This window comes from Kribbella sp. NPDC004875, from assembly GCF_042873375.1.
GTDB lineage: Bacteria > Actinomycetota > Actinomycetes > Propionibacteriales > Kribbellaceae > Kribbella.
The window spans coordinates 552543-577481 of the sequence record NZ_JBIALI010000001.1 but is presented as its reverse complement, the minus strand read 5'-3'; the positions used below and the strand labels follow the sequence as shown (position 1 = coordinate 577481).

Below are 24939 nucleotides of genomic sequence, written 5' to 3'. Positions count from 1 at the left end.
CGTGGAGGGCGGGGCGGTGCGGGGCCACAGGTTAGGGGGCTGTGGATCTACGGTGGCGGTAGGTGGGCGCGGGAAGGCGTTTTGGGTGATGCCAGATCCTGGGGCGGACGGGGGCCCGGGCAGCCATGCAGCCGACGACCTCTGGCCAGCCGGACTCGAGCCTGGTCCGCGAAATGCGGGAGCCGCCGGAGGGGTTAACCCTCCCGCGGCTCCCGCCTGTTAGTTGCGGGTGAGGGTGAAGGTTGTGGTGGTGTTTTGGATGTCTACTGCGTTGTCGGTGAGGGTGAGGTTGTTGAAGGTGGCTGTGCCTGCGGCGGGGCCTTGGCCTGGTTCGGGGAGTTCGTTGGCCCAGATGCCGAAGCCGGACTTGGCATCGAAGGCGTCGCCGGATTTGTGGGCGCCGGAGATCGTGGTGTTGGTGAAGACGGTGTCCGCGACCGGGAACTGGGGCTGACCGCCCACGTAGTTCGTCTGGAACATGATCCCGCTGTACGTCGGATCGACCACGTCCAGGTCACTCACGCGGATCCCCTGGAAGACCTTCGACGCCGAGAAGACCCACACGCCGGGGAACGCCTGGTTGCCCCAGAAGTGACCGCCGGACCGGACCACCGTCGCGTTCTGGAACTGGGTCGGCGGTGTCGCCCCGAAGCCGTTCATCGGGATCCCGAAGTCCAGTGAACTGATGGTGATCCCGGGATAGGTGAGCATGTCCGCGGCGTACAGGTTGCGGAAGATGTTGTTCGTCCCGCCGTACACCGCGAACCCGGCGGCCCGCCAGGTCAGCGACGCGGACAGGTTTTCGAAGACGTTGTCGCGGACCTCGCCGCCGCCGTTGTCGGTGGCGTTGAAGAGCGCGAAGCTGTCGTCGCCGGTCGAGCGTGCGTCGTTGTTGCTGACGGTGTTCCCGGCCGACCCGTTCGTCATGTTGATGCCGTCGGCGAACGTGTCGCGGATCCGCGAGTTCTTGATCGTCGAGCTGTCGGTGTTCGAACCCCAGTATAGGCAGACCATGTGTTCGACCCAGATGTTGTCGATGGTCATGTTCGCCGTACCCGAGAAGTCGAACACCTTGCCGGGCCCGTCGATTCGTGAGGTGTAGTTGCCGAAGTACGAGAACCCGCTGAACGTCGACCCGTTCGCCGAGGCCTCGGAGCGGAACCCGATGTCGGTGTTGTCCTGCGTCGACGGCGCGTGGAACCGCGTGAACCACGGCCCGGCCCCGACCACCTTCACGGCTTTCCCGTACACCTGGAACTTCGAGGAGGTCTCGTAGTCACCGGCCGGCAGGTACACGCCCTGCAACGTCGAGTCCTGCCGTACCTTGTCGAGCGCGTTCTGCACGTCCTGCTGCGTGAATCCGGTCGGCGTCACGAAACCCGCACCAGGATTCGCAACAGCAGTCGCCGCCTCGGTGTCGAGGAAGTCGATCGAGTACGTCGTGCTGTTCGCCGGATCCTTCTGCAACCGGATCTTCGTGCCCGCCGGGTACGTCTGGTCGAGCATCAGGTTCGCTTCGTCGTAGATGTGCCGCGCGGGACCTGATCCGGGCGAGTTGTTCGGCGATGCCTCCGCCCCGTACAGCCACGCGTACTTCGAGGTCAGCGGCAATGTCTTCGCGAAGGAGCCGTTCACATAGACGCTCAGCGACGACGACTGCCCGCCACCGCCCGCGGAGTCCGGGATCGAGAACCGCGTGACGAGTGTGTTCGTCGACGCCCGCGTGGTGAATTCGACGTACGCGCCGTTCGTGTTCAGCGTCACCGCGCGTCGGCCGGACGCCTCGCCGGCGAGGTCGCCGATCGCCCGGTTCGGTCCGACGACGGCCGCGCCGCCACCGACCGCGGCGTCTTCCGCCTCGAGATGGTCGTACGGCATGTTCGCGCCGCGCCCGACGAACAGCGGCCGCTCGCTGGTGTTGTTCGTCCGCTTCACCGGCAGTTCGTTCGCGTCGTCCGCCAGTACGACGCGCACGGTGTAGCGACCGTTCGCGGCCGTCCAGTTGCCAACGGCAACCGCCGGGATGGTCGCGGCGGCGGCGATCGATCCGTTGTACGAGCCGGTCAGCGTCGTCACCACGGTCGAGCCGTTCAGAACCGTGAGCGTGATCCCGTGCGCGCCGGACGCCGAGGCGACGCTGCCCTGGTTCTTCAACGACACCGAGAACGCGACGGAGTTCCCGGCAGACGGATTACCCGGCGTCCAGTTCACCGCGGCCGCGAGGAGGTCCGAGCTCGCTACCGGCGTCACCACCATCGGGCCCGCGGCGTTCGCTGTGTTGTTTCCGTCGTTCTGCTCGATGACCGCGTTGTCCTCGTCGACCTTCGCGCTCAACGCGTACGAACCGGCGTCCCGCGTCCCGATCGATGCGCTGACAGTCGTCGAGGCGCCCGCGCCGAGTGCGCCGACAGCCGCCGTACCGACCTTGGTGCCGCCGAGATAGAAGTTCACCGCGGTGGCCGCGGATCCCGCCGTACCGCCGTTGTCGACCGTCGCGCGGACCGTGATCGCGTCGGTCTCGACCGGCGACGTGGGAGTCCAGGAGACGTTGGACAGCGTGAGATCCGGGTTCGGCGCCGGTACGCCGAGCACCTGCAACTCGGCGACCTGACCAGCCGGCGCACCCGTGTTCCCGGTGAAGTTCAGCCGTACGTCGGCCACGCGCGCACTCACCGGGATCGTCACGCTGTTCCCGCTCGACGGGCTGAAGTCGTACGCCGCGCTCGGGACGATCGTGGTGAAGTTCGTGGAGCTCTGTTCGCGCCCGAGGATCGAGAACGTCTGCGTCCGCGGACCCCACGCCGGGTCGGGGTTGAGTCGCACGACGACCGAGCTGAGATCCGCGTTCGAGCCGAGTTGCGTGGTCAGCGTGGCCGGGTTGGCATTGCCCTCCCAGTACGTCGTCACGTCGTCGTCGTTCGCGTTCGCGGGGACGTAGGTGAATGTGGACCCTGACGCGGTGATCGGCTTGTGCGCCGCCAGGTTGCTGCCCGGACCGCCGCTGCCGTTCCGCGTGACGGTGGCGCTGTTCGCGGACTGGTTGCCAGCGGCATCCTTCGCGCGGACGAAGTACGCGACCGAGGTGTTGGCGGGCTGGTTGTCCGTGTAGGTCAGGACGTTGCCGGCCACGCTCGTTCGCAGCTGGCCGTTCGCGTAGACGTCGTACCCGGTCACCCCGACGTTGTCGGTCGACGCGCTCCAGGTGAGTTTGACCTGGCCGGCGCCGGGCTCGGTGAAGGCCAGGTTGCCCGGGGCGGTGGGAGCCTGGGTGTCACCGGTCGCGGGTCCGTAGACCTCGAGTTCGGACAGTTGCCCGGCGGGCCAGCCGGTGTTCGCGGTGATCCGGACGCGGACGTACCGCGCGGTCGCCGTACCGTAGTCGACCGTCACCGTGTTGTTCGGCGGGCCGAAGGTGCGCGCGGCGGACGCGGACAGGTCCGTGAAGTTCTGTCCGTCGGTGCTGCCCTGGACGGCTAGGGTCTCGTCGCGGGCGCCCCAGTTCGTGGTCGGCAGTTTGAGGACGACCTGGTTGGTCGCGACCGACGAGCCGAGGTCGACCTGGACCCACTGCGGGAACGCGTTGTTCGCGCTCTCCCAGTACGTCGCCTGGTTGCCGTCGGTCACGTTCGACGCGCCGTACTCCTGGGTGCTGCTGCTGGCCGAGGCGGTCTTGCCGGCGGCGAGATTCGCTCCGGCGAGTACGGCGGCCTGCGCGGCGGGCGCGGGCCGGACGAGCGGCGCGGCCGCGAGACTCGCGGCCAGCAAGGCGGTCAGCAACCGCCATCGGGGAATTCGCATGAGGCCTCTCCTGGTGGGGCGGGACAGGGAAGAGCCACCGCACAGGAGTCCAAAACTTTCGTAGGTTTGCTCAATTCTTGCGCGGCGATGGCTCATTGTTACGGCACCGCTACGCAGGCGTCAACGGTTCGCGAACGACGAAAGGGCCGGCTCGCGCAGTGCGAGCCGGCCCTTCCGGGGAGACGTCAGTGCTTGGCGGGACCCTCCGCGCCGGCTCCGGTCATGGCGCGGACCGAGAGCTCGTTGTACCGCGCCTCGGAGGACCGGTCGCGACCGAGGTAGGTGCCGAGGACGCCGAACAGGAAGCCCAGCGGGATCGACACGATGCCCGGGTTCGACAGCGGGAACCAGGCGAAGTCGGCGCCGGTGATCATCGACGTCGGCTTGCCGGACACCACTGGCGAGAAGATCACCAGGACGACGGCGGAGATCAGGCCGCCGTAGATGCTCCAGGCCGCGCCCGAGGTGTTGAACCGCCGCCAGAACAGGTTGAACAGCAGCGCCGGAAGGTTGGCCGAGGCCGCGACCGCGAACGCCAGTGCGACCAGGAACGCGATGTTCAGTTTCTGCGCCGGGATCGCCAGTGCGATCGACACGGCGCCGATCCCGATCGCCGCGAACCGGGCGACCCGCAGCTCCTGCTTCTCGCTCGGCTTCTCCTTCGCGATGACGTTGGCGTACAGGTCGTGGGCGAACGACGACGCGGACGTCAGCGTCAGGCCCGCGACCACCGCGAGGATCGTCGCGAACGCGACCGCCGCGATCAGTGCCAGCAGGATCGATCCGCCGAGCGAACCGGCGCCGCCGCCGACGGCCTCGGCCAGCAGCGGCGAGGCGACGTTGCCCTTCGACTCCGCCACGGCCGAACCCTTGCCGGTGTCCAGCAGGGCCGCCGCGCCGAACCCGAGGGCCAGCGTCATCAGGTAGAACACGCCGATCAGGCCGATCGCCCACTGCACCGACCGGCGCGCGGCGCGGGAGTCCGGCACGGTGTAGAAGCGGATCAGGATGTGCGGCAGACCCGCCGTACCCAGGACCAGGGCGAGGCCGAGGGACAGGAAGTCGATCTGGCCGGTGAGGTCCTTGCCGTAGAGCAGGCCGGGCTGCAGGAAGGCCTCGCCCTTGCCGGACTTCGCCGCCGCCGAACCGAGCAGGTCGGAGATGTTGAAGTGGAACTTCACCAGCACCAGGAAGGTGATCAGCACCGTGCCGGCCATCAGCAGCACGGCCTTCACGATCTGCACCCAGGTGGTGCCCTTCATGCCGCCGATCGTCACGTAGATGATCATCAGCGCGCCGACCAGGACGATGACGGCGGCCTTCACCCCGTCGCCCTTGACGCCGAGCAGCAGGCCGACGAGCGAGCCGGCGCCGACCATCTGGGCGAGCAGGTAGAAGATCGACACCACGATCGTCGACGTCGCGGCCGCGGTGCGGACCGGGCGCTGCTTCATCCGGAACGCGAGCTGGTCCGCCATCGTGAAGCGACCGGAGTTCCGCAGCAGTTCGGCGACCAGCAGCAGGGCGACCAGCCACGCCACCAGGAACCCGATCGAGTACAGGAAGCCGTCGTACCCGTAGAGGGCGATCTGGCCGGAGATCCCGAGGAACGATGCCGCGGACATGTAGTCGCCGGCGACGGCCAGGCCGTTCTGCGAGCCGCTGAACGAGCGGCCGCCGGCGTAGTAGTCGGCCGCGGTCTTGTTCTGCCGGGACGCCCACCAGGTGATGTACAGCGTCACGGCGACCACCGCGGTGAACAGCGAGATGGTCAGCGCGCGGTTCCCCGGCTCGGTCGCCAGCGGGACGAGCAGTGTGGTCACCGGCGGCGCTCCCTCTTGTACTTGGCGTTCAGGCCGTGGGCCAGCGGGTCGAGCTTGCGGTTCGCGAACCGGCCGTACAGGCCCGCGATCAGGAACGTCGAGGCGAACTGCAGCAGCCCGAAGATCAGCGCCACGTTGATGTGGGTGTCGCCGATCCGGTGACTCATGAAGCCCCGGGCCCAGTTGCAGCAGGCGACGTACGCGAGGTACCACGCCATGAAGGCGATGGTCCACGGTACGACGAAGTTCTTGTACCGCCGTTTCAGCTCGGTGAAGTCGGCCGCCTCGTGCACCGCCTCGTACGCGCGGGCATCCCGCTCGCGCACCGCTTGGTCGTCCATGAGCTCCCCTTCGCTGGACCCGAACAGGTGCACGTTAGCCGCAAGTCGCCCATTTGTGACCTACCGCAACCAAAACGTTTCTACCCGCGGGGCGACCTGCGTTCTACAGGTGCGGCGCGACCGGTCCGTCGAGGGTGCGGCGGTAGTTCGCGAACTCGCTCGGGTGGGCGCGGTAGCAGTTGACGAGGTATGGCATCCGCAGCGGCTCCGGTGGGCGGGCACTGTGCTCGTAGATCAGGTCGACCTGCTCCAGAACCTGCTCGCGGCGGGTGTCCTTGAGGATCGCGACCGCCGAGTGCGAGCGGGCCAGCTGGCGCAGGCCTTCGCGGTTCAGGTCGTGCCAGTGCCGGAACCGGGCCTGCTCGATCAGCGTGAACAGGTTCGACTGCTCGAGGACCGGGATCGGCTCGAACCCGTCACTCCCCCCGAAGCTGTCGCCCTGGATCACCTGGAAGATCCGGCGAACCCACGGGACCACCGTGTCGGCGTTGTTCCAGAGCAGGCCGAGTACGCCGTTGGGCCGCAGCACCCGGGCGATCTCCGGCAGGGCACGGGCGTGGTCGAACCAGTGGAAGGCCTGTCCGACGAGCACCGCGTCGACGGAGGCATGCGCGAGCGGGATCGACTCCGCGGCGCCGGCCATCGTGTCGATCCCGGGCCGCCGGCGGCAGACCTCGAGCATCTCCGGCGACGGGTCGACCGCGATCACGTGGTGCCCGAGCTCGGCGGCGACCGCGGCGAGCTTGCCGGTGCCGGCGCCCAGGTCGAGCACCTGGAGACCGCGGCCGGGCCCCAGGATCCAGGTCAGCGCCTCGACCGGGAACGCCGGCCGCCCGGCCTCGTACGCGGCCGCGACGGCGCCGAACGACGTCGCCCGCGCCGCGCGCGCGCCGTGGTCCGGGACAGCGGCAGCGTCCCCGGCCGGGTCGTTGGTGGTCATCAGCTAAATCATGCCGTAGTGGCAGCCACGAACGCTGTTACTCGCCGAGTTTCTTCTGCTCGATGTGTGCGTTCAGCGCCGCCAGCTCCGGGTGCGCGTCGAGGATCGCGACCAGTTCGGCGCAGCCCAGCTTGGTCGCGTCGAAGTCCTCGATGAGGGCGTCGAGCAACTTCCAGTCGTCCGCGGTGTCCAGCGTCAGCCGGTACTGCGCTCCGCCGCCGCTCCACGGCAGGTTCAGCAGCCGCATCTCGCCGGACCGGTTCTGGTGCAGGTACGGCGTGACGTGCTCGCGGTCCGCCTTGAGCGTGGCCTTCGCCTCCGCGTCGTACAGCCGGTCGGCCGAGAAGATCTCGAAGTCCATGCCGCGCGGGTAGGTGCGCTCCAGGCAGTTGGACACGTACAGGTCGAGGTCGTTCTCGGACCGCCAGCGGTCGACGCCCGCGGCAACGATCTGCGGGTCGATCAGCGGGCAGTCCGAGGTGACCCGGACGATCGCGTCCAGGTCGTGCTCCCGGGCGGCGCCGGCGAACCGGCTGAGTACGTCGTCCTCGCTGCCCCGGAAGACCGGGATGCCGTCCTCGGCGCACAGTTGCGCCACCAGGTCGTCGTTGAAGTTCGTGGTGGTCGCGACGATCACCGGCAGTCCCGTGTGGTGCAGGCGGTCCAGGTGGTGCTCCAGGTAGGAGCGGCCGGCAGCGGTCAGCAGCACCTTGGCCGGCAACCGTGTGCTGGTCACCCGGACCTGCGTGATGATGCCAATCTTCAGCTGTTCCATCGGAACATCTCCCGGATCTCTGCCGGACCGGCGACGTGGTCGACGCCCAGTTCGGTGTCGGTGAACGCACGCGCGACCTCGGCCGGGACGTACGGCTGGTCCATCTCCGGCCAGAGCCGTTTGATCCGCGCCTGACCGCCGAACGACGGGTGCTCGTTCTCCAGCACCATGGGATCACCGTAGACCCCGGGCCGCAGACCGAGCGAGGCGCCGTACAGGACGGCGGAGCTGAGGCGGTTGGAGGCGACGCGTTCGTGCTTGCGGAGTTCCCGCAGTTGGTTGACCAGGAACTTGGCGTTGGTCCGCCGCCAGTGCAGGCCGCGGTAGCCGTGCGTGATGACCCGGAAGCCGGCGTCGGAGTAGACGTTGCGGATCGCGGGCTTCTCGTATTCGTTCCAGTACAGGCAGACGGTCACCGGACCGGTCTCGTGCTCGTTGATCGAGGCAACGATCCGGCCGTGGTCGCCGAGCACGTGCTGGCCTTCCCAGCCGTGGAACGGGTAGAAGATGGTGCCCTTGGCCCGTTTCTCTCGGGTGGCCAGCTCGGGGTGCACCTTCAGCAGGTACAGCCAGACCGAGCCGATCACCGAGTAGTTGCGCAGACCGAGCGCGTGGCCGCGGCGGCGGACGCTGTCCGACCAGACGAACTTCGGCATCCCCGGCGCGAAGTTGGTGCCGTACGCGAAGCCGTCGAGGATGTTCCAGCCGTGCTGCAGGTAGCCCCAGATCCGCGGCGGTTTCGCGAGTCCGGCGTACGACGCCATGATGTTGGCGTGCCCGTAGAAGTGGTTGGCGTGGTGCATCAGCGCCGTACCTTCTTCAGGACCCGCTTGAGGCGACGGCGGATCACCCGGGCCGGGTTCATCACCGCGTGGCCGACCCGGTACGGCCGGGACCGGCGGATGCCGCTGACCGTGCCCTCGAACAGGATCGCGCGGGCGCTCGCGTGCGCGAGTTCGTCGGCGAGCCGGGCGACCGTGGTCAACTGCTCCGCACTGCCGCGCGGCCGGACGACCTCGTCCGGGGTGAACTCCTGCTCCGGCACGGTGATCCCGGCCATCGAGGCGAGCCGCGCCGTCAGGGCGTGCGGGTCGGCCGCCGCGGGCCATGGTTGCCGCGAGCCACTTTCCAGCGCCCGCCGCGCGAACCGGGTCAGATGTTCCACCACGTCCAGTTCCTGGGCGTGGCCGAACAGCCGGTACGACGACCCGTCGCGGATCACGTTGTCCGGCGACCCCGCGCCACCCGCGCCGAGCCAGGCGACGTACTCGGGGATCACGCGGCGAAGTTCCGCCTGGTCATCGCAGCGCAGGGCTGTCAGTAGGTGTTCCTCGAGTAGCACCCCGTCGCCGCCAGGGACGCTCTCTTCCGGCAGGACAGCAGGGGTTTCGGTGCCGATGACGAAGTACCAGGCGGGGGCCAGCTCCAGGGCGAGGCCGGCTGCGGCGGCGTCGAGGACCACGCGGTACGGGTCCATCAGGGTTGGGCCTTCGTTGCGTGTGGCAACAGCTCGTGCGGCGACCACGGCGGCGAACCCGTCGACCGAGGTGAGTGCCACGTCGGCCTGCACGAGTGCGGGGAAGACGGCATACGTCTGCGTGACCGCAACGCCCGCGTCGTGGAGGGCGGCCTGTAGCGGCTTGAGCCCGGCCGGGGCTCGATCGGTGACGTCGCGGGCCCAGTCCTCGTCGCGGGGGAGGGCGGCGGTGATGTCGGGCTGGATCAGGCGCTCGAAGCCGAACGCGTTCTCAGCCCCGAGCAACAGGCGCCCACCCGGTCGCAAACGCCCGAGCAGGCGCTCGAGCCCGTCCGCCCAGCTGAAACCGGCGGTGTCCGGCCCCACCAGCCGGTCAAGGCCGTCCAACGCGACGATCACGTCATAACCGTGATAACCGTCGCCCGCGACCGCGCCGCCTGCCACGCCACCTGCCGCGCCGCCTGCCGCGCCGCCTGCCGCGCCGCCTGGCTCGTCGGCGGCGAAGCGGTCGAGGGAGCCGCAGAAGACCTCACCCTTGGTGGTCTCGAGCTGCTCCGCGAGTTCCTCGGCGTCGGGCGCCGAGCGGACCAACAGGTCGACCGACGTGACCGCGGCGGCGACGGCGGTGATCAGCTCGGCGGCGTGCGGGCCGGCGATCAGGACGGCGTCGTCGGGCTGGAGAGCCGCGGTCAGGAGCGCCGTGGCGGCCGCGCCGGTGCACGCGGGGCGGGCGTCGGCGGGGTGCAGATCCGACCAGTTCAGCATCTCTCCGCCGACCAGGTTCGATCGGGTCACATCCGTCACTCTAGTGCCCCCTGGACGCCGCCATCGTTCGAGTCACACCATCCAGGGGTCACTGACCAACCAAGGCTGAAAGGGTCTCGATCACCCGGTCCACGTCACTGTCGGTGAGGTCCGGGAAGAGCGGGAGGGACAGTTCCTCGGCGTAGAACTGCTCGGCGTTCGGGCACTGGCCGCGCTGGTAGCCCTGCCGCGCGAACACCGGGTGCCAGTACACCGGGATGTAGTTGACCTGGACGCCGATGCCTGCCGCCCGCATCCGCTCGAAGATCTCCCGGCGGCGCCCGCCGAGGATCCGGATCGGGTACAGGTGCCACATCGGGTCGACGCCGGCCCGCTGAACCGGCGTCCGTACGCCGTCCACCCCGGCGAACGCCGCGTTGTACCGCGCGGTGATCTCGGCCCGCCGGCGCTTGAACTCGGCCAGTCGCCCGAGCTGCGACAACCCGAGCGCCGCGCCGAGATCGGTGAGCCGGTAGTTCACGCCGTACTCGTGGACCTCCTGGTGCCACGGCCCTTCGTCGGCGATCTCGAACCGGGCGGCGTCCCGGACCAGGCCGATGAAGTGGAACTCGTGCGCGCGCTGGGCGACGGCAGGGTCCTTGCAGACCACGGCCCCGCCCTCGCCGGTGGTGAGGTTCTTGGTGGGGAAGAACGACATCGTGGTGACGTCGGCGAGGTCCCCGACCGGACGGCCGTCCGCCGCGCCGCCCACCGAGTGCGCGGCGTCGGCGAGGGTCCGGGCGCCGACTCGGTCCGCCAGGGGCTGCAGTGCGGCGTAGTCCGCGGACTGGCCGGCGTAGTCGACCGCTGCGATGACGCTGGTCCGGTCGGTCAGCGCGGCCTCCACGGCCTGCGGGTCGAGCAGTGCCGTGGCCTCGTCCACGTCCGCGAAGACGATCTTGGCACCGAGCATCGCGGCGCAGGACGCGGTCGCCACGAAGGTCATCGGGGTGGTGATCACCTCGTCGCCGGGGCCGACCCCGAGGGCGGCGTACGCGATGTGCAGGGCAGCGGTGCCGGACGTGCAGCTGATCGCCCGGTGCCCGCCCGCGAGCTCGGAGATCGCGTTCTCGAAGGCGGTGACCGCGGGTCCGGTGGTCAGCCAGTCGCCCCGGAGTACGGCGGTGACCGCCGCGATGTCCTCCTCCGAGATCGACTGGCGCCCGTACGGGAGCACGTCAGACGTCGCTCTCGAGGATCTTGCGGATCTCCTCGATCGAGTACCACTGGTTGTTGGTGTCGGAGGCGTAGTGGAAGCCCTCCGGGACCGGCACGCCGGCGGCCGGCGGCTGGTAGCCCCAGCTGGCCAGGTCGGGCTGCAGCACGAACCGGTTGCCGAGGACGAGCGCGCGGCGGCCTTCCTCCGGGCTGATCATCTCCTCGTGCAGCTTCTCGCCGGGTCGCAGGCCGACGTCGTGCATGGCCGCGCCGGGCGCGATCGCCTCGGCCAGGTCGGTGACCTTCATCGACGGGATCCGCGGCACGTACAGCTCGCCGCCGGTCATCAGGTCGAAGGAGTCGACGACGAACTCGACCGCCTCCGGCAGCGTGATCAGGAACCGGGTGCAGCGCAGGTCGGTGATCGGCAGCGACTGCCCGGCCGCGTGCAGCGCCCGGAACTTCGGGATGATCGAACCGCGGCTGCCCATCACGTTGCCGTACCGCACGACGCTGAAGCGGGTGTCGTACGCCGCCGCGTAGTGGTTGCCGTTGATGAACAGCTTGTCCGCGGTGAGCTTCGTCGCGCCGTACAGGTTGATCGGGCTGGACGCCTTGTCGGTGGACAGCGCGACGACGCGCTTCACGCCGCTGTCGATCGCCGCCTCGATCACGTTCTGCGAGCCGACCACGTTGGTCTGGACGAACTCCCACGGGTTGTACTCACCGCTGTCGACCTGCTTCAGCGCGGCCGCGTGCACGACGTAGTCGACGCGGTGCATGGCGCGCAGCAGCCGGGCGCGGTCCCGGACGTCGCCGAGGAAGAACCGCAGCCGCGGGTCGTCGCCGAACGACTGGCGGACCTCCCACTGCTTCAGTTCGTCGCGGCTGAAGACGATCACCCGCCGCGGCTTCAGGTTGGTGAGCACGTGCCGAACGAACGTCCGCCCGAACGACCCGGTGCCTCCGGTGACCAGGATGTCGGAGCCGGTGAGGATTGACACGCGAGCAGAACCCTTCTGACGGACAGTTTCGAGCTGCGCACACGCGGTGCGAACCTCCGAAACAATAGCTGCCCGGCGAGCTGTCCCTTCAATCCGCGTCTCAGTGCGGTGTGATCAAACGTACGCTCCGCAGGTACGGTCTGGGGCGTGAAACGCGTCGGCGTGCGATGTGATGTGGGACCCGCCCGGGGCGTCGGGCACGTGATGCGCTGCCTGGCGCTGGCCGAGGAGGTACGCCGTCGCGGCGCCGAACTCGTCTTCGTTTGCGATGCTCACACCGTCCCGTGGGCGGCCGGCCAGGTCGCAGCTCGCGGGATCGCGGTGAACCCGGCGGTGTGGACCCCGCAGGCGCATGTCGAGCTCTTCGGCGCACTCGGGCTGGACGCGGTCGTCTTCGACTCCTACGACCTGGATGCGGCCGTCTACGCGGCTGTCCGGGCAACCGGTCTGCCCACGCTGGCGATCGTCGACGGCGACTTCCGCGGCGCCGAGGCGGACGTGCTGGTCGATCAGAACCTCGCCGCCGAGCTGGACCAACCGGTCCTGCCGCGGGATTCGGTCCGGCTGGCCGGTCTGCCGTACGTGATGATCCGCGACGAGATCCTCGCGCATCGTCCGAGTGAGCCGCCGGCTGCGCGACAGGGCGCCGTACCGAAGGTTTTTGCGTTCTTCGGCGGGACCGATGCGTTCGGTGCCGGTCCGCATGTGGCGCGGGCGCTGGTGGCCACCGGATTGCCCTTTGAGGCAACGTTGGTCGCTCCCGGGCCGGCGCTGGCTGCTCAGATCGCTGCCGTGGAGTCCCAGCCGCATCAGCGTCTCCAGGTCATCGGTCCGACTGATCAGCTGGCAGCGCAGGTCCGTGAAACCGACCTGACGATCAGTGCCTCCGGTACGTCGACCTGGGAGCTGCTGTGCCTCGGCGCGACGGCCGGATTGGTGTGTGTGGTCGACAACCAGGTGATGGGCTACGAGCGCGCCATCGACACCGGTGCGGCGGCTGGACTCGGTCTGCTGAGCGCACTGGCGGCGGACACGTCGTCTGCGGTCCCGGTGCTCAAGCGGCTGCTCACCGACTCGACCGAGCGTGGCCGGTTGGCGCGGGCCGGGTGGGAGCTGGTGGACGGCCGAGGGCGTGAGCGAGTCGCCGACGCGCTCCTGCGACTTATCTGAGTTCGTAGATCGTCGCGTCCAGCGTGGCGTGCCGGAGGCGGACGTAGTTGCGCAGCGCCGGTGAGACGTCGCCGGCCCGGTGGTCGGCGTACAGCCAGCGGACGCCGGCCTGGCGAAGGCGCTCGATCGCTGCCGGCGTGGGCGCTTTGAAGACGATGTCGTTCGCGGTCAGCTTCGCGGTGTCCCAGTACGGGATGAGGCTCGGGTTGCCGTCGTTGGTGAGGGCGATCCGGTTCGCCTGGTTGGAGTAGGACCAGCCTTCGATGAGAACCGGGCGTTCGGACAGAGCGGCGAGCCAGAAGTGCCGGCTGTCGCAGACGCCGTCGCGCTGGATGATGCAGTGCGCGTTGGTCGCGATCAGGTCGCCGGGCGCACTGTTGCGCCGCAGCCATTGGGCGGCGCCCGCTTCCGCCGCTGTCGCTCCACCGCGGAAGGGGCGCGCGAAGACCAGATTGGACGCCTTGTCGGACACGAACGCCTGCAACGGCACCAGTGCCGCGCCGATCATGCAGGCAGCGACCGCACCGCCGAGCAACGCCACGAAGAAGTTCCCCGGCCGCCGCGCTGCCTTCCACCCCACCGCTACCACAAAGGCCGTCACTACTACCCCCGCGGCTGTCCACAACCAAGGCTCTTTGATGCCAGGCAAGTCAGCCGATTGCCACCGAGCGATCGCCAGCGTCACCAGACCGAGCAGGCCAGCCACTCCGACCAGCACCACGGCCCGCCGATCGCCGAGCCGCCCGACCAGGTTCGCCAGCCCGACAACCGCGAGTACGGCGATCACCGGGAACGCCGTCCGCAGGAAGTACAGCTGGCTGACACCGGACTGGGTCGTCAGCAGCGTCCCGAGCAGTCCAGCAACCCCGACGCCGGCCAGGAACGCTGCCCCGGTGTCCCGCCACTTCCGGCCCAGGAAGAACAGGCCCGACGCCGCCAGTGCCCAGCTCAGCAGCGTCGTCAGCCCGGACAGGAGCTGCGCGTGCGGGTTCGACACGAGCATCGGGTACGGCGCCAGCTGCACGAACGTCTCGAACGGCTTGATCTCCGTGCCCCACGTGCTGCCGCCGAAGATTGTGATCAGCGCGGCCACGAACACCGCCAGCGACACGAGCCCGCCGAGGAACGCCGGCCGCGTCGGCCGCCGTACCAGTCCTAGCTGCAGGAATGCGAAGGCGAAGCCGACGCCGACCAGTGGCAGGATCGTCGACTTCGCACCGGACGCGACGAGCGCGAGCAGGACCAGCAGCACCCACCGGCTGCGCGGCCTGCCGTCGGCGCGCAGCAGGTCCACCGCCACCACGCAGAGCGCCAGCGCGATCAGGACGCCGAGGTTCTGCGTCGGACTCAGGTACGCCGCCACGGCGGTCGAGATCCCGCCCAGACCGGCGCCCGCCAACGGCTGCACCGCCCCACCGAGCCCGGCGACGAACACCGCCAGCGGCCCGGCCCAGGTGGCGCCGGACTCGGCCGTCGGCGTCAGCCGCGTCGCCAGCGCGAACACCAGCCCGCACCCGGCCAGGAACAGCGGCAGCCAGCTCAGCGAGTGGATCAGATCGGTCAGGTCGATCCGCGTACCCCACTGCGTGGCGGCCGTCGCCTGGTGGAAGAACGTGTGGTACTTCATCGGCTCGCCGCCGAGCCACAACGTCGAGATCGGTACGTCGTACTTCGCGCTCGCCGCCAGCGCCTGCTGGAACGCCAGATCCGGATACGCCCGCAGCGGGTCGGTGTACGCGGGCAGGAACTGTCCCGGACCGCGCCGAAACACGATCAGCAGCACGACCGCGGTCGACGCCGCGAGCAACCAGGCCTGCATCGGCCGCAACGGCCGCTCGACCCGCCGCCAGACCCGCGCTCGGGCATCGCTGTCGACGAACGCGATCACCAGCACGACCGGCGCCCACGCCCACGACCAGGCCTGCAGCCCAATCGACGCGCTGGCCAGGTAGACCAGAACCTGCGCGGCGGTGCCGACGGCGAATCCGGCGGACAGGTCCTCCACCAGGTTCCGCCCGTACCCGCCGATCAGCCGCCAGAGCGCGAATCCCGGCAGCGTGACCACCACGCAGGTGAACAGCACGAAGCGGACCAGCTCGAAGGGTGTCGAGTGCAGTGCGAGCAGGACGATCGCGAGCAGCGCGACGGCGACGCCGGCGACCAGCCCCGAAAGGGACGGTCCCGCGGTCCGCGGCCCCCGCCGCCTCGCTTTCGCGCGCATGTCGTAACACTAATGTGAAATCCGTTGCGCCACGAATGTGGAGTGTCACTGCGCGTGAGGTCCCGGAGTGTACGTTCCGGCGCACACGTGGTAACCCCGATGCCTTAAGCTCAGCGCTCTATGAGTTGGTACGACGCGCTCGAGGCCGGTGAGCTCACCGTGCGGCCGTCGGTGGACGCGGCGAAGCGGTTCGGGCTGTCCATCGACCGCATGTCCGTGTCCGCGTCGGCCGGTACGCCGCTCGCCGAGGTTCTCGCCGCCGTGGAGAAGTCGACCGCCGACGTGATCGTGCTCCGGTATCCGGCCCGCGAAACCACCTGGTTCGCCGCGCTCGCGAACGGACCGCGGCAGGCGCTGCTCGCCGACACGGTCGTCTGCTGGTCGCTCCCGGTCGGGAAAGGCCGGCGGCCCGCGCCACTGGCCGGGTTCACCGCGCAGCTCGAACCCGAGGCCGCCGACGACGTGGTGGACGACCTGGTCGCGGACGTCTTCGGCGACTCCGGCAACCACTACTGCTCAGACCCGCTGTTCGACCGGGCGCTGGCGCTGGCCGGTCGGCAGGAGTGGGCCCGGCGGCGGATCGCCGACGCGGGAGCCGTCGTACTGCGCGGACCGGACCGACGGGTGCTCGCACTGGCCGCGATCGACCAGCAGCGGTCCTGGACCGAGGTACAGCTGGCCGGCGTCGTCCCGGCCGAGCAGGGCCGTGGCCGCTACGGCCACCTGCTGGCTGCGGTCGAGGACGTCTGCGCGACCCGGCGGCTCGTCGTCACCACCCAGACCCACCAGACCGGTATTCAGCGAATTTGGGCTCGCTATGGCTTCGAGCCTGTGCATAACCTTCTGACGGTGCATCTCGTTGCCGCTTAGTAGGAGTGCGCTGGGGGCCCACTGTCTGCCGACCTCGAGAAAGGACACACCGTAGTGACGCCGCGGTTGAGCGTGGTGGTGCCCTTCTACGGCGTCGGCGAGTATCTCGAGGACTGCCTGGAATCGATCGCCCGGCAGGCCTGGACCGACTTCGAGGCGATCCTGGTCGACGACGGCTCGCCGGACGACAGCGCCGTCGTGGCCAAGGACTTCTGTGCCAAGGATCCGCGCTTCCGGTTGATCCAGCAGGAGAACGCCGGGCCCGGTCCCGCGCGCGACCGCGGGATCCGCGAGGCGTCCGGTGAGTACCTGGCCTTCGTCGACGGTGACGACCTGGTCTCCCGGTACGGCTTCGCCGCCCTGGTCCGGACCCTGGACCGGACCGGCTCGGACATCGCCGGCGGCAACGCGCGCCGGTTCAACAACAGCTTCGGGGTGCGCCCGTCGTGGCTGCACAAGCAGCCGTTCGCGCGGGTCCGGCACGCCACCCACGTCACCGAGTTCCCCGACCTGGTCCTGGACCGAATGCTCTGGAACAAGGTCTACCGCCGGTCCTTCTGGACCGAGAACGGCTACACGTTCCCGCCGATCCGCTACGAGGACTACCCGGTCGCCCTGAAGGCGCACCTGGACGCGGTCACCGTGGACACGATCACCCAGGCCGTCTACTACTGGCGCGAGCGCGAGTCCGGCGAGTCGATCACCCAGCAGAAGTTCCAGCTCGGCAACATCCGGGACCGGGTGACGTCGGCCGGGATGGTGATCGACCTGGTCGAGGACGCGCCCCCGGCGGTACGGCGGCGCGTGCACGCGCACCTGGCGCAGATCGACGTACTGACGCTGATGTCCGCGTTCGGCACGGTGCCTGTGGACGACGAGCAGGCGTTGGTCGACCTGTCCCGCGAGCTGCTCTACCGCCTCGACGACGGGGTACTCGCGGTCACCCATCGGTACGACCGGATCCAGCACGCCGCGCTCCGGGCCGGCGACGTGGACCTGCTGCGGCGGCTCGCGGTGTTCCGCAACTCCGGTGGGCTGCGGGGCGGCGCCCGCGCCGTACCGCGGTCGCGGCGGTCGAAGCAGCTCGACTACAACTACCCGGGCCTGGGCGAGTCCGTCGTACCGCGGGCGCTCTACAAGCTCCGGGAGCAGGACCTGACGCTCGCGACGAGCGTGCGCGAGGTGGTGTGGGCCGACGGCAAGCTGTCGGTCAAGGGCACCGCCGAGATCCGTCACCTGGAGACCGACCGAACGTCGACCTTGCAGATCGCGCTGGCCGTCGGCGACACGTCGTACCCGTTGGAGGTACGCCGGTACAAGGCGCTCGGGCTGGACGGCGAGACATCGCTCGTCGGGTTCGAGGTCCTGCTGGACCAGGAGCTGCTCGCGCACTGCACGGGGAACCCGGCGCACTTCGAGGTGAAGATGCGGTCCGGGCGGCGGGACCGCAAGGGCATGCTCGGTGGTCAGGGGCCGGGGAGTCCCGGGTGGCCGCCTGGTGCGTGGATCGACGAGACGAGCTGGATCCAGCCGGGATCGGGCAAGTACGGCTGGTTCTCGTTGCGGCGGTTGGTGGACCCGTGCCGGTTGACCGCCGTCGAGCGGACCGCCGACGAGCTGGTGCTGCACGGACGCGCGTCGTTCGACGAGCCGACGCTGTTCCTCAGCCGGCCGGTCGTCGGCGGCGAGGAGGAGATCCCGCTCGAGGTCGACGGGCGGGACTTCACCGCCCGGTTGCCGATCCACGAGCTGCGGGCGGCGGCGAACCACGACGACCCGTTCGGTCAGCGGACGACCCGCTCGTTCCGAGTGCGCGGTCCGGAGGAACAGCAGCGCGTGCTGCTCTGGACGGCCGGCGACGACGCGGTCTCGATGGTCGAGGAGGGGCGCGTGGTCACGCTGACCCGCTCGACCGGCGGATACGTCAACCTGCACGAGTCACCGATCCGCACCACCGCGACCCACGCGGTTGCTGACGGCAACCAGTTGGTCGTGCGCGGGGTGGCCGGCGGCGACGTGAGCTTCAGCTGGCGGCGGTACCTGGCCGACTCCGACGACCACCTGGACGTCGAATGCCGCCGTACCCTCACGGCCGAAGGCTGGGCGGCGGCGGCCGACGTGGACGCGCTGATCCCGGTGACCGCGGTGCAGGTCTCGGTCGACCCGCTCGCCGCACTGGCCGACTGGATCCTGTTCGCGACCTCCGAAGACGACGGTACGGCGCACGCCGTGCAGTGCGAGCCGTTCCTGTGCAGCCGGTTGCCCCTCGCGATCGCCCACGGGAACCACGCGCTCGCCGTCCGACCACACGCCGGCACTCTGCACGTGGAGGTGCGCTGATGCATCATCACAACCACTACTACGGCCAGACGCACATCCTGTCGCGGTACGCCGGGTTCGACTTCGACCACCCGCCGCGGCTGCGTGGGTACCTGCAGCACGGCTGGAACATCGGCTGCGGCTGGAACCCGGTGCACGAGTTCTACGACGGCGCCTGGCGGTTCACCTGGAGCGACGCGCCGAAGCGGCGTGGTCACGCCCTCGGCCGGCGGAACTACCACAGCATCGGCGCGCCGTTCCTCTACCTGCTGGAGCTGGAGCCCGAGCCCGAGGAACCGGTCGAGCGTGAGGGCACGCTGTGGTTCCTGTTCCACGGGTGGGAGGGCGGCAAGATCCACGGCGACCACCAGCGGCTGATCGACGAGATCCGCGAGACCGAGCCCGGCCCGGTGACCTTCAGCCTGTACTACACGGAGTTCGACCGGCCCGAGGTGCGCGGCTTCTACGAGGACGCCGGCTTCCGGGTGGTGTCGTTCGGGCGCCGCGGGTTCTCCTACGAGGGAACCGACCGGCGCTTCCTGTTCAAGCAGCTGGCCGAGCTGCGCAAGCACAAGCGGGTCGCGGCCAACCGGTTGTCGACCGCGATCTTCTACGGCATCGCGGCCGGTTGCGAACCGGCGGTGTACGGCGACCCGATGGAGATGGAAGGCGAGAACCCGCTGTTCGGCGGCCAGAGCCGGATCGAGCGGCTGTGGCCGGAGATGCTCGGCAAGTCGATCGACCTCGAGGCGGCCCGGGCCACCACCGACCTCGAGCTCGGCAAACCCTGGATGATGCCGCCCGCGGAACTGCGAAGCCTGTTCGATTGGAGAGAGCGTGTCTGAAGTACAGGTTGTTCGCGGTGAGATGCAGCCGTGGACGGACCGGACGACGGCGCGGCCGGCGCTGGCGGCGTTGCTCACCGACGTCGTCCCGGCCAACCGGCGGACGCTGATCCTCGGGCCGCATGCCGCGCCGCTGATCGAGTCGGTGCTGGCGCACTCCGCGGATGTCACGATCCTGGTCCGCTCGGTCTCCGACGCGCAGCAGCTGGGTGCGGACTTCGGTCCGTGCCTGCAGGTGATCGCCGGTGCGCTGGACGGCCTGCAGGCCGACCCGTACGACGTGATCATCGCGAGCGACGGCCTCGACCGGCTGCTCGGGTACGACAGCGACGACCTGTCCTGGAGCGAGCGCCTGGCCGCGTTGTCCGCATTGGCCACGCCGGACGCAGTCGTCGTACTCGGGCTGGAGAACGAGTTCTCGCTGCTGAACCTGCTCGACAGCCGTCCCGCCGACGAACGGCACGGCGACGACGAGTGGCGGCCGCTGCACGACGACCCGACTCGTCCGGTGTCGGTCGACCAGCTGCAGGCCGCGCTGCCGTGGAAGGCGGAGGTGTACGCCGACTTCGGGTCGCGCACGTTCGTCCGCAGCGACGTGGCGGCCGGGGCCCGTCCGGGTGAACTCCCGACCCGGTTGGCGATCGGCGCGCTCGAGTCGGTCGACGTACCGCTGTTGTCCCCGGCCCACGAGGGTATCGACGCTGCCGCGCGCGCCGGCCTGCTGGCCTCGGTCCCCACGGGGTGGGTCGCCATCGCCGGCGCTCACGGCGCCCACGACGTCTACTCCCAGACAGCGGAAGCAGTACTCACCGCCGATCAGACCCTCACCGGCTGGGACATCTCCGTCACCGACACGCCGTTTGTCTCCGAAGCTCTTTCCTTTGATCCCACGGTCGTCCCCGCCACGGTCTCCTCGGGTGTATCGGTCGAGACCGTGCTCTTCCGGTTGGCCGCGGCCGAGGATGTGCCGGCTTTCCGCAAGCTGGCCGCGGACCTCGGCGAGTGGGTGACCACGTCGCGCGTGATCGTCCGCTGGGACGACGTGATCTACGACGGCGACTCGTTCGCGTACGGCGTCTCGGCGTGGGTGACCGACGAACCCGTCGAGAAGGAAGACCTGCTGGCGGCCGCCTGGTCGCGGTTCCAGGACCGGTTGATCGGGCAGCACCGGCGGCACCCGTGGCCGCCGTGGATGGTGGGCGACGACCTGGTCTCCGCCTGGCTCGGGATGTCCGGCGTCGAGGCGCCGGAGCCGGTCCAGGCGACCTCTCCCGACACGCTCCCGGTCGCCACCGAACAAGTTGCCCGAGGCAAAGAGCTCGCCGCGGCGCTGACCGCGGTACTCGGCACGGACACGCACACGGTCGACGTCCGCAGCGCCCTGGCCGAGGCCGAAGAGGCCAAGCACGAGTTGTTCGAGCTCAAGGGGCACGTGTACGGCCTGGAGCGCACGCTCGGGTTCCGCAACAAGGCGATGAAGACCCGCGAGAACCGGATCCGCGAGCTGCGGCTGCAACTGCAGCGCCTGCAGGCGGCCCACGAGCGGATCCGCGGATCCCGCACGTACGCGATGTCGCGGGTGTTCTTCCACGCCGCGCAGGTCCGCAAGCCGAAGGTCGTCGCCCGGAAGCTCGCCCGCCGGATCCGGAAGCGATGAGAGGGCCACGCCCGCCTGTCAGACTCAGCGTGGTAGTGCCGTTCTACAACGTGGGGGCGTACATCGGGGACTGTCTGGACTCGATCGCGCGGCAGACGTTCGCCGACTTCGAGGCGATCCTGGTCGACGACGGGTCGCCGGACGAGAGCGCGGTGATCGCGAAGGAGTTCTGCGAGCGCGATCCACGGTTTCGCGTGGTGCAGCAGGAGAACGCCGGGCTCGGCCCGGCCCGCAACACCGGGGTGGAGCACGCGACGGGGGAGTACATCACGTTCGTCGACAGCGACGACCTGGTCACCCGGCACGGGTTCGGACTGCTGATCCGGTCGCTCGACCGGACCGGTTCGGACTTCGCCGGTGGCAACGCGCGGCGGTTCAACAACAGTTACGGCGTACGGCCGTCGTGGTTGCACGGGCAGGCGTTCACGGCGGACCGGCAGGCCACGCACATCTCCGAGACGCCGCAGCTGGTGCTGGACCGGATGGTGTGGAACAAGGTGTACCGCCGGTCGTTCTGGGACGAGAACAGCTACCGCTTCCCGGCGATCCGGTACGAGGACTACCCGATCACGCTCAAGGCGCACCTGGACGCCGTCACCGTCGACACCATCGCGGCGCCGGTGTACTTCTGGCGGGAGCGGGAGTCCGGTGACTCGATCACCCAGCAGAAGTTCCAGTTCGCGAACATGCGGGACCGGGTGTTCTCGGCCGGCCTGGTGCTGGACGAGGTGGAGCACGCGCTGCCGGTCATCCGCCACCGGGTGCACGCGCACTTCCGGCAGATCGACCTGCACGCGATCCTGTCCGCCTTCGGCACGGTTCCGGCCGAGGAGGAGCAGCACCTCGTCGAGTTGAGTACCGAGCTCCTCGACCGCCTCGACCCTGCTGTCCTGAGGACCTCGCCGCGGCTGGCACAGCTGCAGTTCGAGGCCCTGCGCGCCCGCGACATCGAGCTGCTCCGGATGGTCGCGCTCGACCCCGCCACGGCTCAGGAACACTTGCAGATCGACAAGACCGACCTGACCCTGGCGACGAGCGTGCGCGAGGTGACCTGGATCGACGGCGAGCTGGTGGTGAAGGGCACCGCTGAGATCCGCCACCTGCAGTCCAAGCCGTCGACCCTCCGCATCGACCTGGTCGTCGGCGGCAGACACCATCGCCTTCCGGTACGTCGGTACGCGGCGACCGACCTGCGTGGCGAGGACAGTCTCGTCGGGTTCGAGGTTCGGGTGAGCCGCGAGCTGCTGGCGAAATGTCCGGCCGGACCGTCGCAGTTCGACGTCCGGATGCGGGTCGGTGGAGTCCGGCGCCGGGACCTGTTGCGTGGTCAGAAGGCCGGCAGTCCTGGCTGGCCGCCGGGCGCGTGGATCGACGGCACGAGCTGGATCCAGCCCGGACCGGGCAAGGAAGGCGCGCTCGCCGTACGGCGCTTGTCGGATCCGTGCCGGTTGACGTCGGTGGAGCAGACGCCGGACGCGCTGGTGTTGCACGGGCGGTCGGCGTTCGACGAACCGTCGCTGTTCGTCAGCCGGCCGTTGTCGGGTGGCGAGGAGGAGCTGCCGCTCGAGGTCAGCGGTCGCGACTTCACTGCACGGTTGCCGATCCGGCCCATTCTCGAGGAGATCAACCCGGACGATCCGTTCAGTCAACGGACGACGCGGGCGTTCCGGATGCGGGGGCCTGAGGGCCGCGAGCAGGTGCTGCTGTGGACGGCCGGCGATCGGCTGGTCTCGCACGCCGAGGGTGGCCGCGCGGTGATGCTGACCCGTTCGACCGGCGGGTACGTGAACCTGCACGAGTCGCCGGTCCGGATGACCGCGACAGCTGCGGTTGCGGCGGGCAACATGCTGGTGGTGCGCGGTCCGGACTGGGGTGCGGCCGAGTTCGGCTGGCGGCGCTACCTGCCCGATTCCGACGACCACGTGGACGTCGCGTGCCGGCGTACCGTGTCGGACGACGGCTGGGCGGCGGTCGTCGAGATGGCCGAACTGGGCCCGGCGGACTGGATCCTGTTCGCGACAGCCCCGGACGGTACAGCGCACGCGGTCCAATGCGAACCGTTCCTGTCCAGCCGCCTCCCGCTGGTCATCAGCCACGGCGAGTACACCCTGACCGTCCGTCCGCTGGCCGGAACGCTACACCTCGAGGTCGAGTAGTCGGCAGCTCGACAGGAGGTGTCCGCGAAATCAGCACCTGTGCGCGCCGTGCTGAGCGTGAGGGCGGTCCGCCCGAGGTGACACCTCCTGTCGAGCTGCCGATCCTCAGCGGCGCGCGACCATCAGTTGGTGGGTGACGGGCCAGTCGAGCGGGGTGCCGTCGGGGGTGGTGATGGTCGCGACCGGTGCGATGCGGTGGTCGATCACCCAGTCGTTGCGCCAGGCCCTCGACGCCGGGTCGATGGTGAAACCGGCACGTTCGGCGACCGCGGTCCAGCCGGCGAAGTCCAGGCCGCAGAACTGTTCGTGGGTCTCGCTGAGCCAGTTGTCGACGTAGTCCTTCCGGGTCAGGAAGTCCATCGCGTCGGCCAGCCGGAGCGTGAGCTTGTCGCCGCTGACGTCGTACCCGAACGGGACCCGCGCGTTCCGCCGGAAGTCGTGCGCGAACTGGAAGAACCGTGCCCTGGTGGACAGTTTCCCGATGTACGCCGCCGGTTCGGCGAGGGCTTCGAGATCGGTGACGTCATCCGGGTTCTCGCCATCGCTGTCGTCGAGGCGTAGTACGACGGGACGGTCGGGCTCGTCGGGGCCGCAGACGTCGGAGTTGATCCAGACACCGTGCGGTGCCGTGTGCGCGAACAATGCGTCCGCGAACCGCTGGACGGTGGCGGGGCGGGAGCCGTCGGCGTACGACCAGATCTCGTGGGTCAGCGCGAGGGTCAGCGTGGTGTCGATGGACCTCGGCGGGAAGCTGGCCGAGCCGAGCATGTTGCGCTGGTAGAAGTAGACGTTCGGGTTCTGGAAGAGACCCTGCTCCTTCTTGTGCACGCACTCGGCGTACAGGTGCCGGGCGACCTCGACGCCGATCAGGTCCGACTCGTGGAACCGTGGATCACGGTCGACGAGTTGCAGCGTCGCGCCGGTCGCGCAGCCGATGTCGAGGATCCGGCCGGGGCGGACGAAATCCTTGATCTGCAGCCATTTCCGGTCGGCGGCGGTCTCGAACGCATCGGCGTACGTCTTGTAGTCGCGGGTCGTGGTGAGCCCGCCGTCGTCGCCGACCACCGGGTCGTTCACGCAGCGCGCGACGTGCGCGTCCAGGGCGTACCGTTCGAACACGTCGACGGTCGCGGGGTGCGCGAGCTCCTTCCACTGCTCGTTGCCTGCGGCAATCATGAGGAGCACGTCCCACGGGCGCGCCGTACCCTCGGGCTCGACACCGATCACGGTGAACCCGAGCCGCTCGTACAGCTTGCTCACCGCTGGCGTCGAGCACGCCACCACGGTGTTCTGCGGCGTCAACCGGACGAGATCGTCGGTGCCGGCCTCGATCGCCTTCACCGTCACCTCGGCGAACTCGTCGGTCGGCGGCGTGTCCACCACGCCCACCACCAGCGACCGGATCCCGGTCCCGACGCTGAAGCGCTCGATCGCCGCCTCCCGCCGATCGAACGCCACCGGATTCCGCTTCGTCGTCTGATGATTCGCCGACGTCACCGCCCACACCACGGTCCGATCCGCGAACCCCCGCAGGAACTCCGCCTGAAACCCCGTCAACACATGATGCCGCCCCGGAAACAA

Annotated in this window: 17 protein-coding genes; 6 read left to right on the top strand and 11 right to left on the bottom strand. The window is 69.4% G+C overall.

The window, feature by feature from the left end:
* Window positions 1-219: 219 nt before the first annotated feature.
* The 9 genes from ACFYRH_RS02680 to pseB form a co-directional block, all read right to left on the bottom strand.
* Window positions 220-3798, bottom strand: coding sequence for a discoidin domain-containing protein (locus tag ACFYRH_RS02680; RefSeq protein ID WP_387766971.1), 3579 nt, complete (start codon window positions 3796-3798; stop codon window positions 220-222).
* Between the two features lie 185 nt (window positions 3799-3983).
* Window positions 3984-5621: a cation acetate symporter gene (locus ACFYRH_RS02675; protein ID WP_387766968.1), complete on the bottom strand. Its 1638-nt coding sequence runs from the start codon at window positions 5619-5621 to the stop codon at window positions 3984-3986.
* A complete protein-coding gene (locus tag ACFYRH_RS02670) occupies window positions 5618-5962 on the bottom strand; it encodes a DUF485 domain-containing protein (protein WP_387766965.1) in 345 nt (114 codons plus the stop codon). The genes ACFYRH_RS02675 and ACFYRH_RS02670 overlap by 4 nt, the downstream gene beginning before the upstream one ends.
* A 103-nt stretch (window positions 5963-6065) precedes the next feature.
* Window positions 6066-6902, bottom strand: coding sequence for a class I SAM-dependent methyltransferase (locus ACFYRH_RS02665; protein ID WP_387766962.1), 837 nt, complete (start codon window positions 6900-6902; stop codon window positions 6066-6068).
* Between the two features lie 37 nt (window positions 6903-6939).
* Window positions 6940-7677, bottom strand: coding sequence for a cytidylyltransferase domain-containing protein (locus ACFYRH_RS02660; RefSeq protein ID WP_387766959.1), 738 nt, complete (start codon window positions 7675-7677; stop codon window positions 6940-6942).
* The gene (locus ACFYRH_RS02655; protein ID WP_387766956.1) at window positions 7665-8480 is read right to left on the bottom strand and encodes a hypothetical protein; all 816 of its coding nucleotides are present in this window, start codon (window positions 8478-8480) and stop codon (window positions 7665-7667) included. The genes ACFYRH_RS02660 and ACFYRH_RS02655 overlap by 13 nt, the downstream gene beginning before the upstream one ends.
* Window positions 8480-9949: a hypothetical protein gene (locus ACFYRH_RS02650; protein WP_387766954.1), complete on the bottom strand. Its 1470-nt coding sequence runs from the start codon at window positions 9947-9949 to the stop codon at window positions 8480-8482. The genes ACFYRH_RS02655 and ACFYRH_RS02650 overlap by 1 nt, the downstream gene beginning before the upstream one ends.
* A 58-nt stretch (window positions 9950-10007) precedes the next feature.
* Window positions 10008-11135: a UDP-4-amino-4,6-dideoxy-N-acetyl-beta-L-altrosamine transaminase gene (gene pseC, locus ACFYRH_RS02645; RefSeq protein WP_387766952.1), complete on the bottom strand. Its 1128-nt coding sequence runs from the start codon at window positions 11133-11135 to the stop codon at window positions 10008-10010.
* A gap of 1 nt (window position 11136) precedes the next feature.
* Window positions 11137-12120 (bottom strand): UDP-N-acetylglucosamine 4,6-dehydratase (inverting), encoded by a 984-nt coding sequence (pseB, locus tag ACFYRH_RS02640; RefSeq protein WP_387766950.1) that lies wholly within the window; start codon window positions 12118-12120, stop codon window positions 11137-11139.
* A 147-nt stretch (window positions 12121-12267) separates the two neighbouring features.
* On the opposite strand from pseB, the gene ACFYRH_RS02635 reads away from it, so the two are divergent.
* A complete protein-coding gene (locus ACFYRH_RS02635) occupies window positions 12268-13290 on the top strand; it encodes a PseG/SpsG family protein (protein ID WP_387766947.1) in 1023 nt (340 codons plus the stop codon).
* On the opposite strand, the gene ACFYRH_RS02630 is transcribed toward ACFYRH_RS02635, so the two are convergent.
* Window positions 13283-15511, bottom strand: a complete 2229-nt coding sequence (locus ACFYRH_RS02630; protein WP_387766944.1) for a hypothetical protein — start codon at window positions 15509-15511, stop codon at window positions 13283-13285. The two genes, ACFYRH_RS02635 and ACFYRH_RS02630, sit on opposite strands and share 8 nt — an antisense overlap.
* Window positions 15512-15631: 120 nt before the next feature.
* Between ACFYRH_RS02630 and ACFYRH_RS02625 the strand changes: the two genes are divergently transcribed.
* The 5 genes from ACFYRH_RS02625 to ACFYRH_RS02605 are packed head-to-tail and all read left to right on the top strand — an operon-like array spanning window position 15632 to window position 23358.
* Complete coding sequence (locus ACFYRH_RS02625; RefSeq protein WP_387766941.1) at window positions 15632-16381, top strand: N-acetyltransferase; 750 nt, start codon at window positions 15632-15634, stop codon at window positions 16379-16381.
* Between the two features lie 54 nt (window positions 16382-16435).
* Window positions 16436-18721, top strand: a complete 2286-nt coding sequence (locus ACFYRH_RS02620) for a glycosyltransferase family 2 protein (RefSeq protein WP_387766938.1) — start codon at window positions 16436-16438, stop codon at window positions 18719-18721.
* On the top strand, window positions 18721-19545 hold the full coding sequence (locus tag ACFYRH_RS02615; RefSeq protein ID WP_387766935.1) for a hypothetical protein: 825 nt from the start codon (window positions 18721-18723) through the stop codon (window positions 19543-19545). Before ACFYRH_RS02620 ends, ACFYRH_RS02615 begins: the two co-directional genes overlap by 1 nt.
* Window positions 19538-21202, top strand: coding sequence for a hypothetical protein (locus tag ACFYRH_RS02610; RefSeq protein ID WP_387766933.1), 1665 nt, complete (start codon window positions 19538-19540; stop codon window positions 21200-21202). Before ACFYRH_RS02615 ends, ACFYRH_RS02610 begins: the two co-directional genes overlap by 8 nt.
* Window positions 21203-21237: 35 nt before the next feature.
* Entirely contained in the window at window positions 21238-23358 is a 2121-nt protein-coding gene (locus ACFYRH_RS02605) for a glycosyltransferase family 2 protein (RefSeq protein ID WP_387766930.1), read from the top strand.
* Between the two features lie 105 nt (window positions 23359-23463).
* On the opposite strand, the gene ACFYRH_RS02600 is transcribed toward ACFYRH_RS02605, so the two are convergent.
* Entirely contained in the window at window positions 23464-24918 is a 1455-nt protein-coding gene (locus ACFYRH_RS02600; RefSeq protein WP_387771688.1) for a class I SAM-dependent methyltransferase, read from the bottom strand.
* Window positions 24919-24939 lie beyond the last annotated feature (21 nt).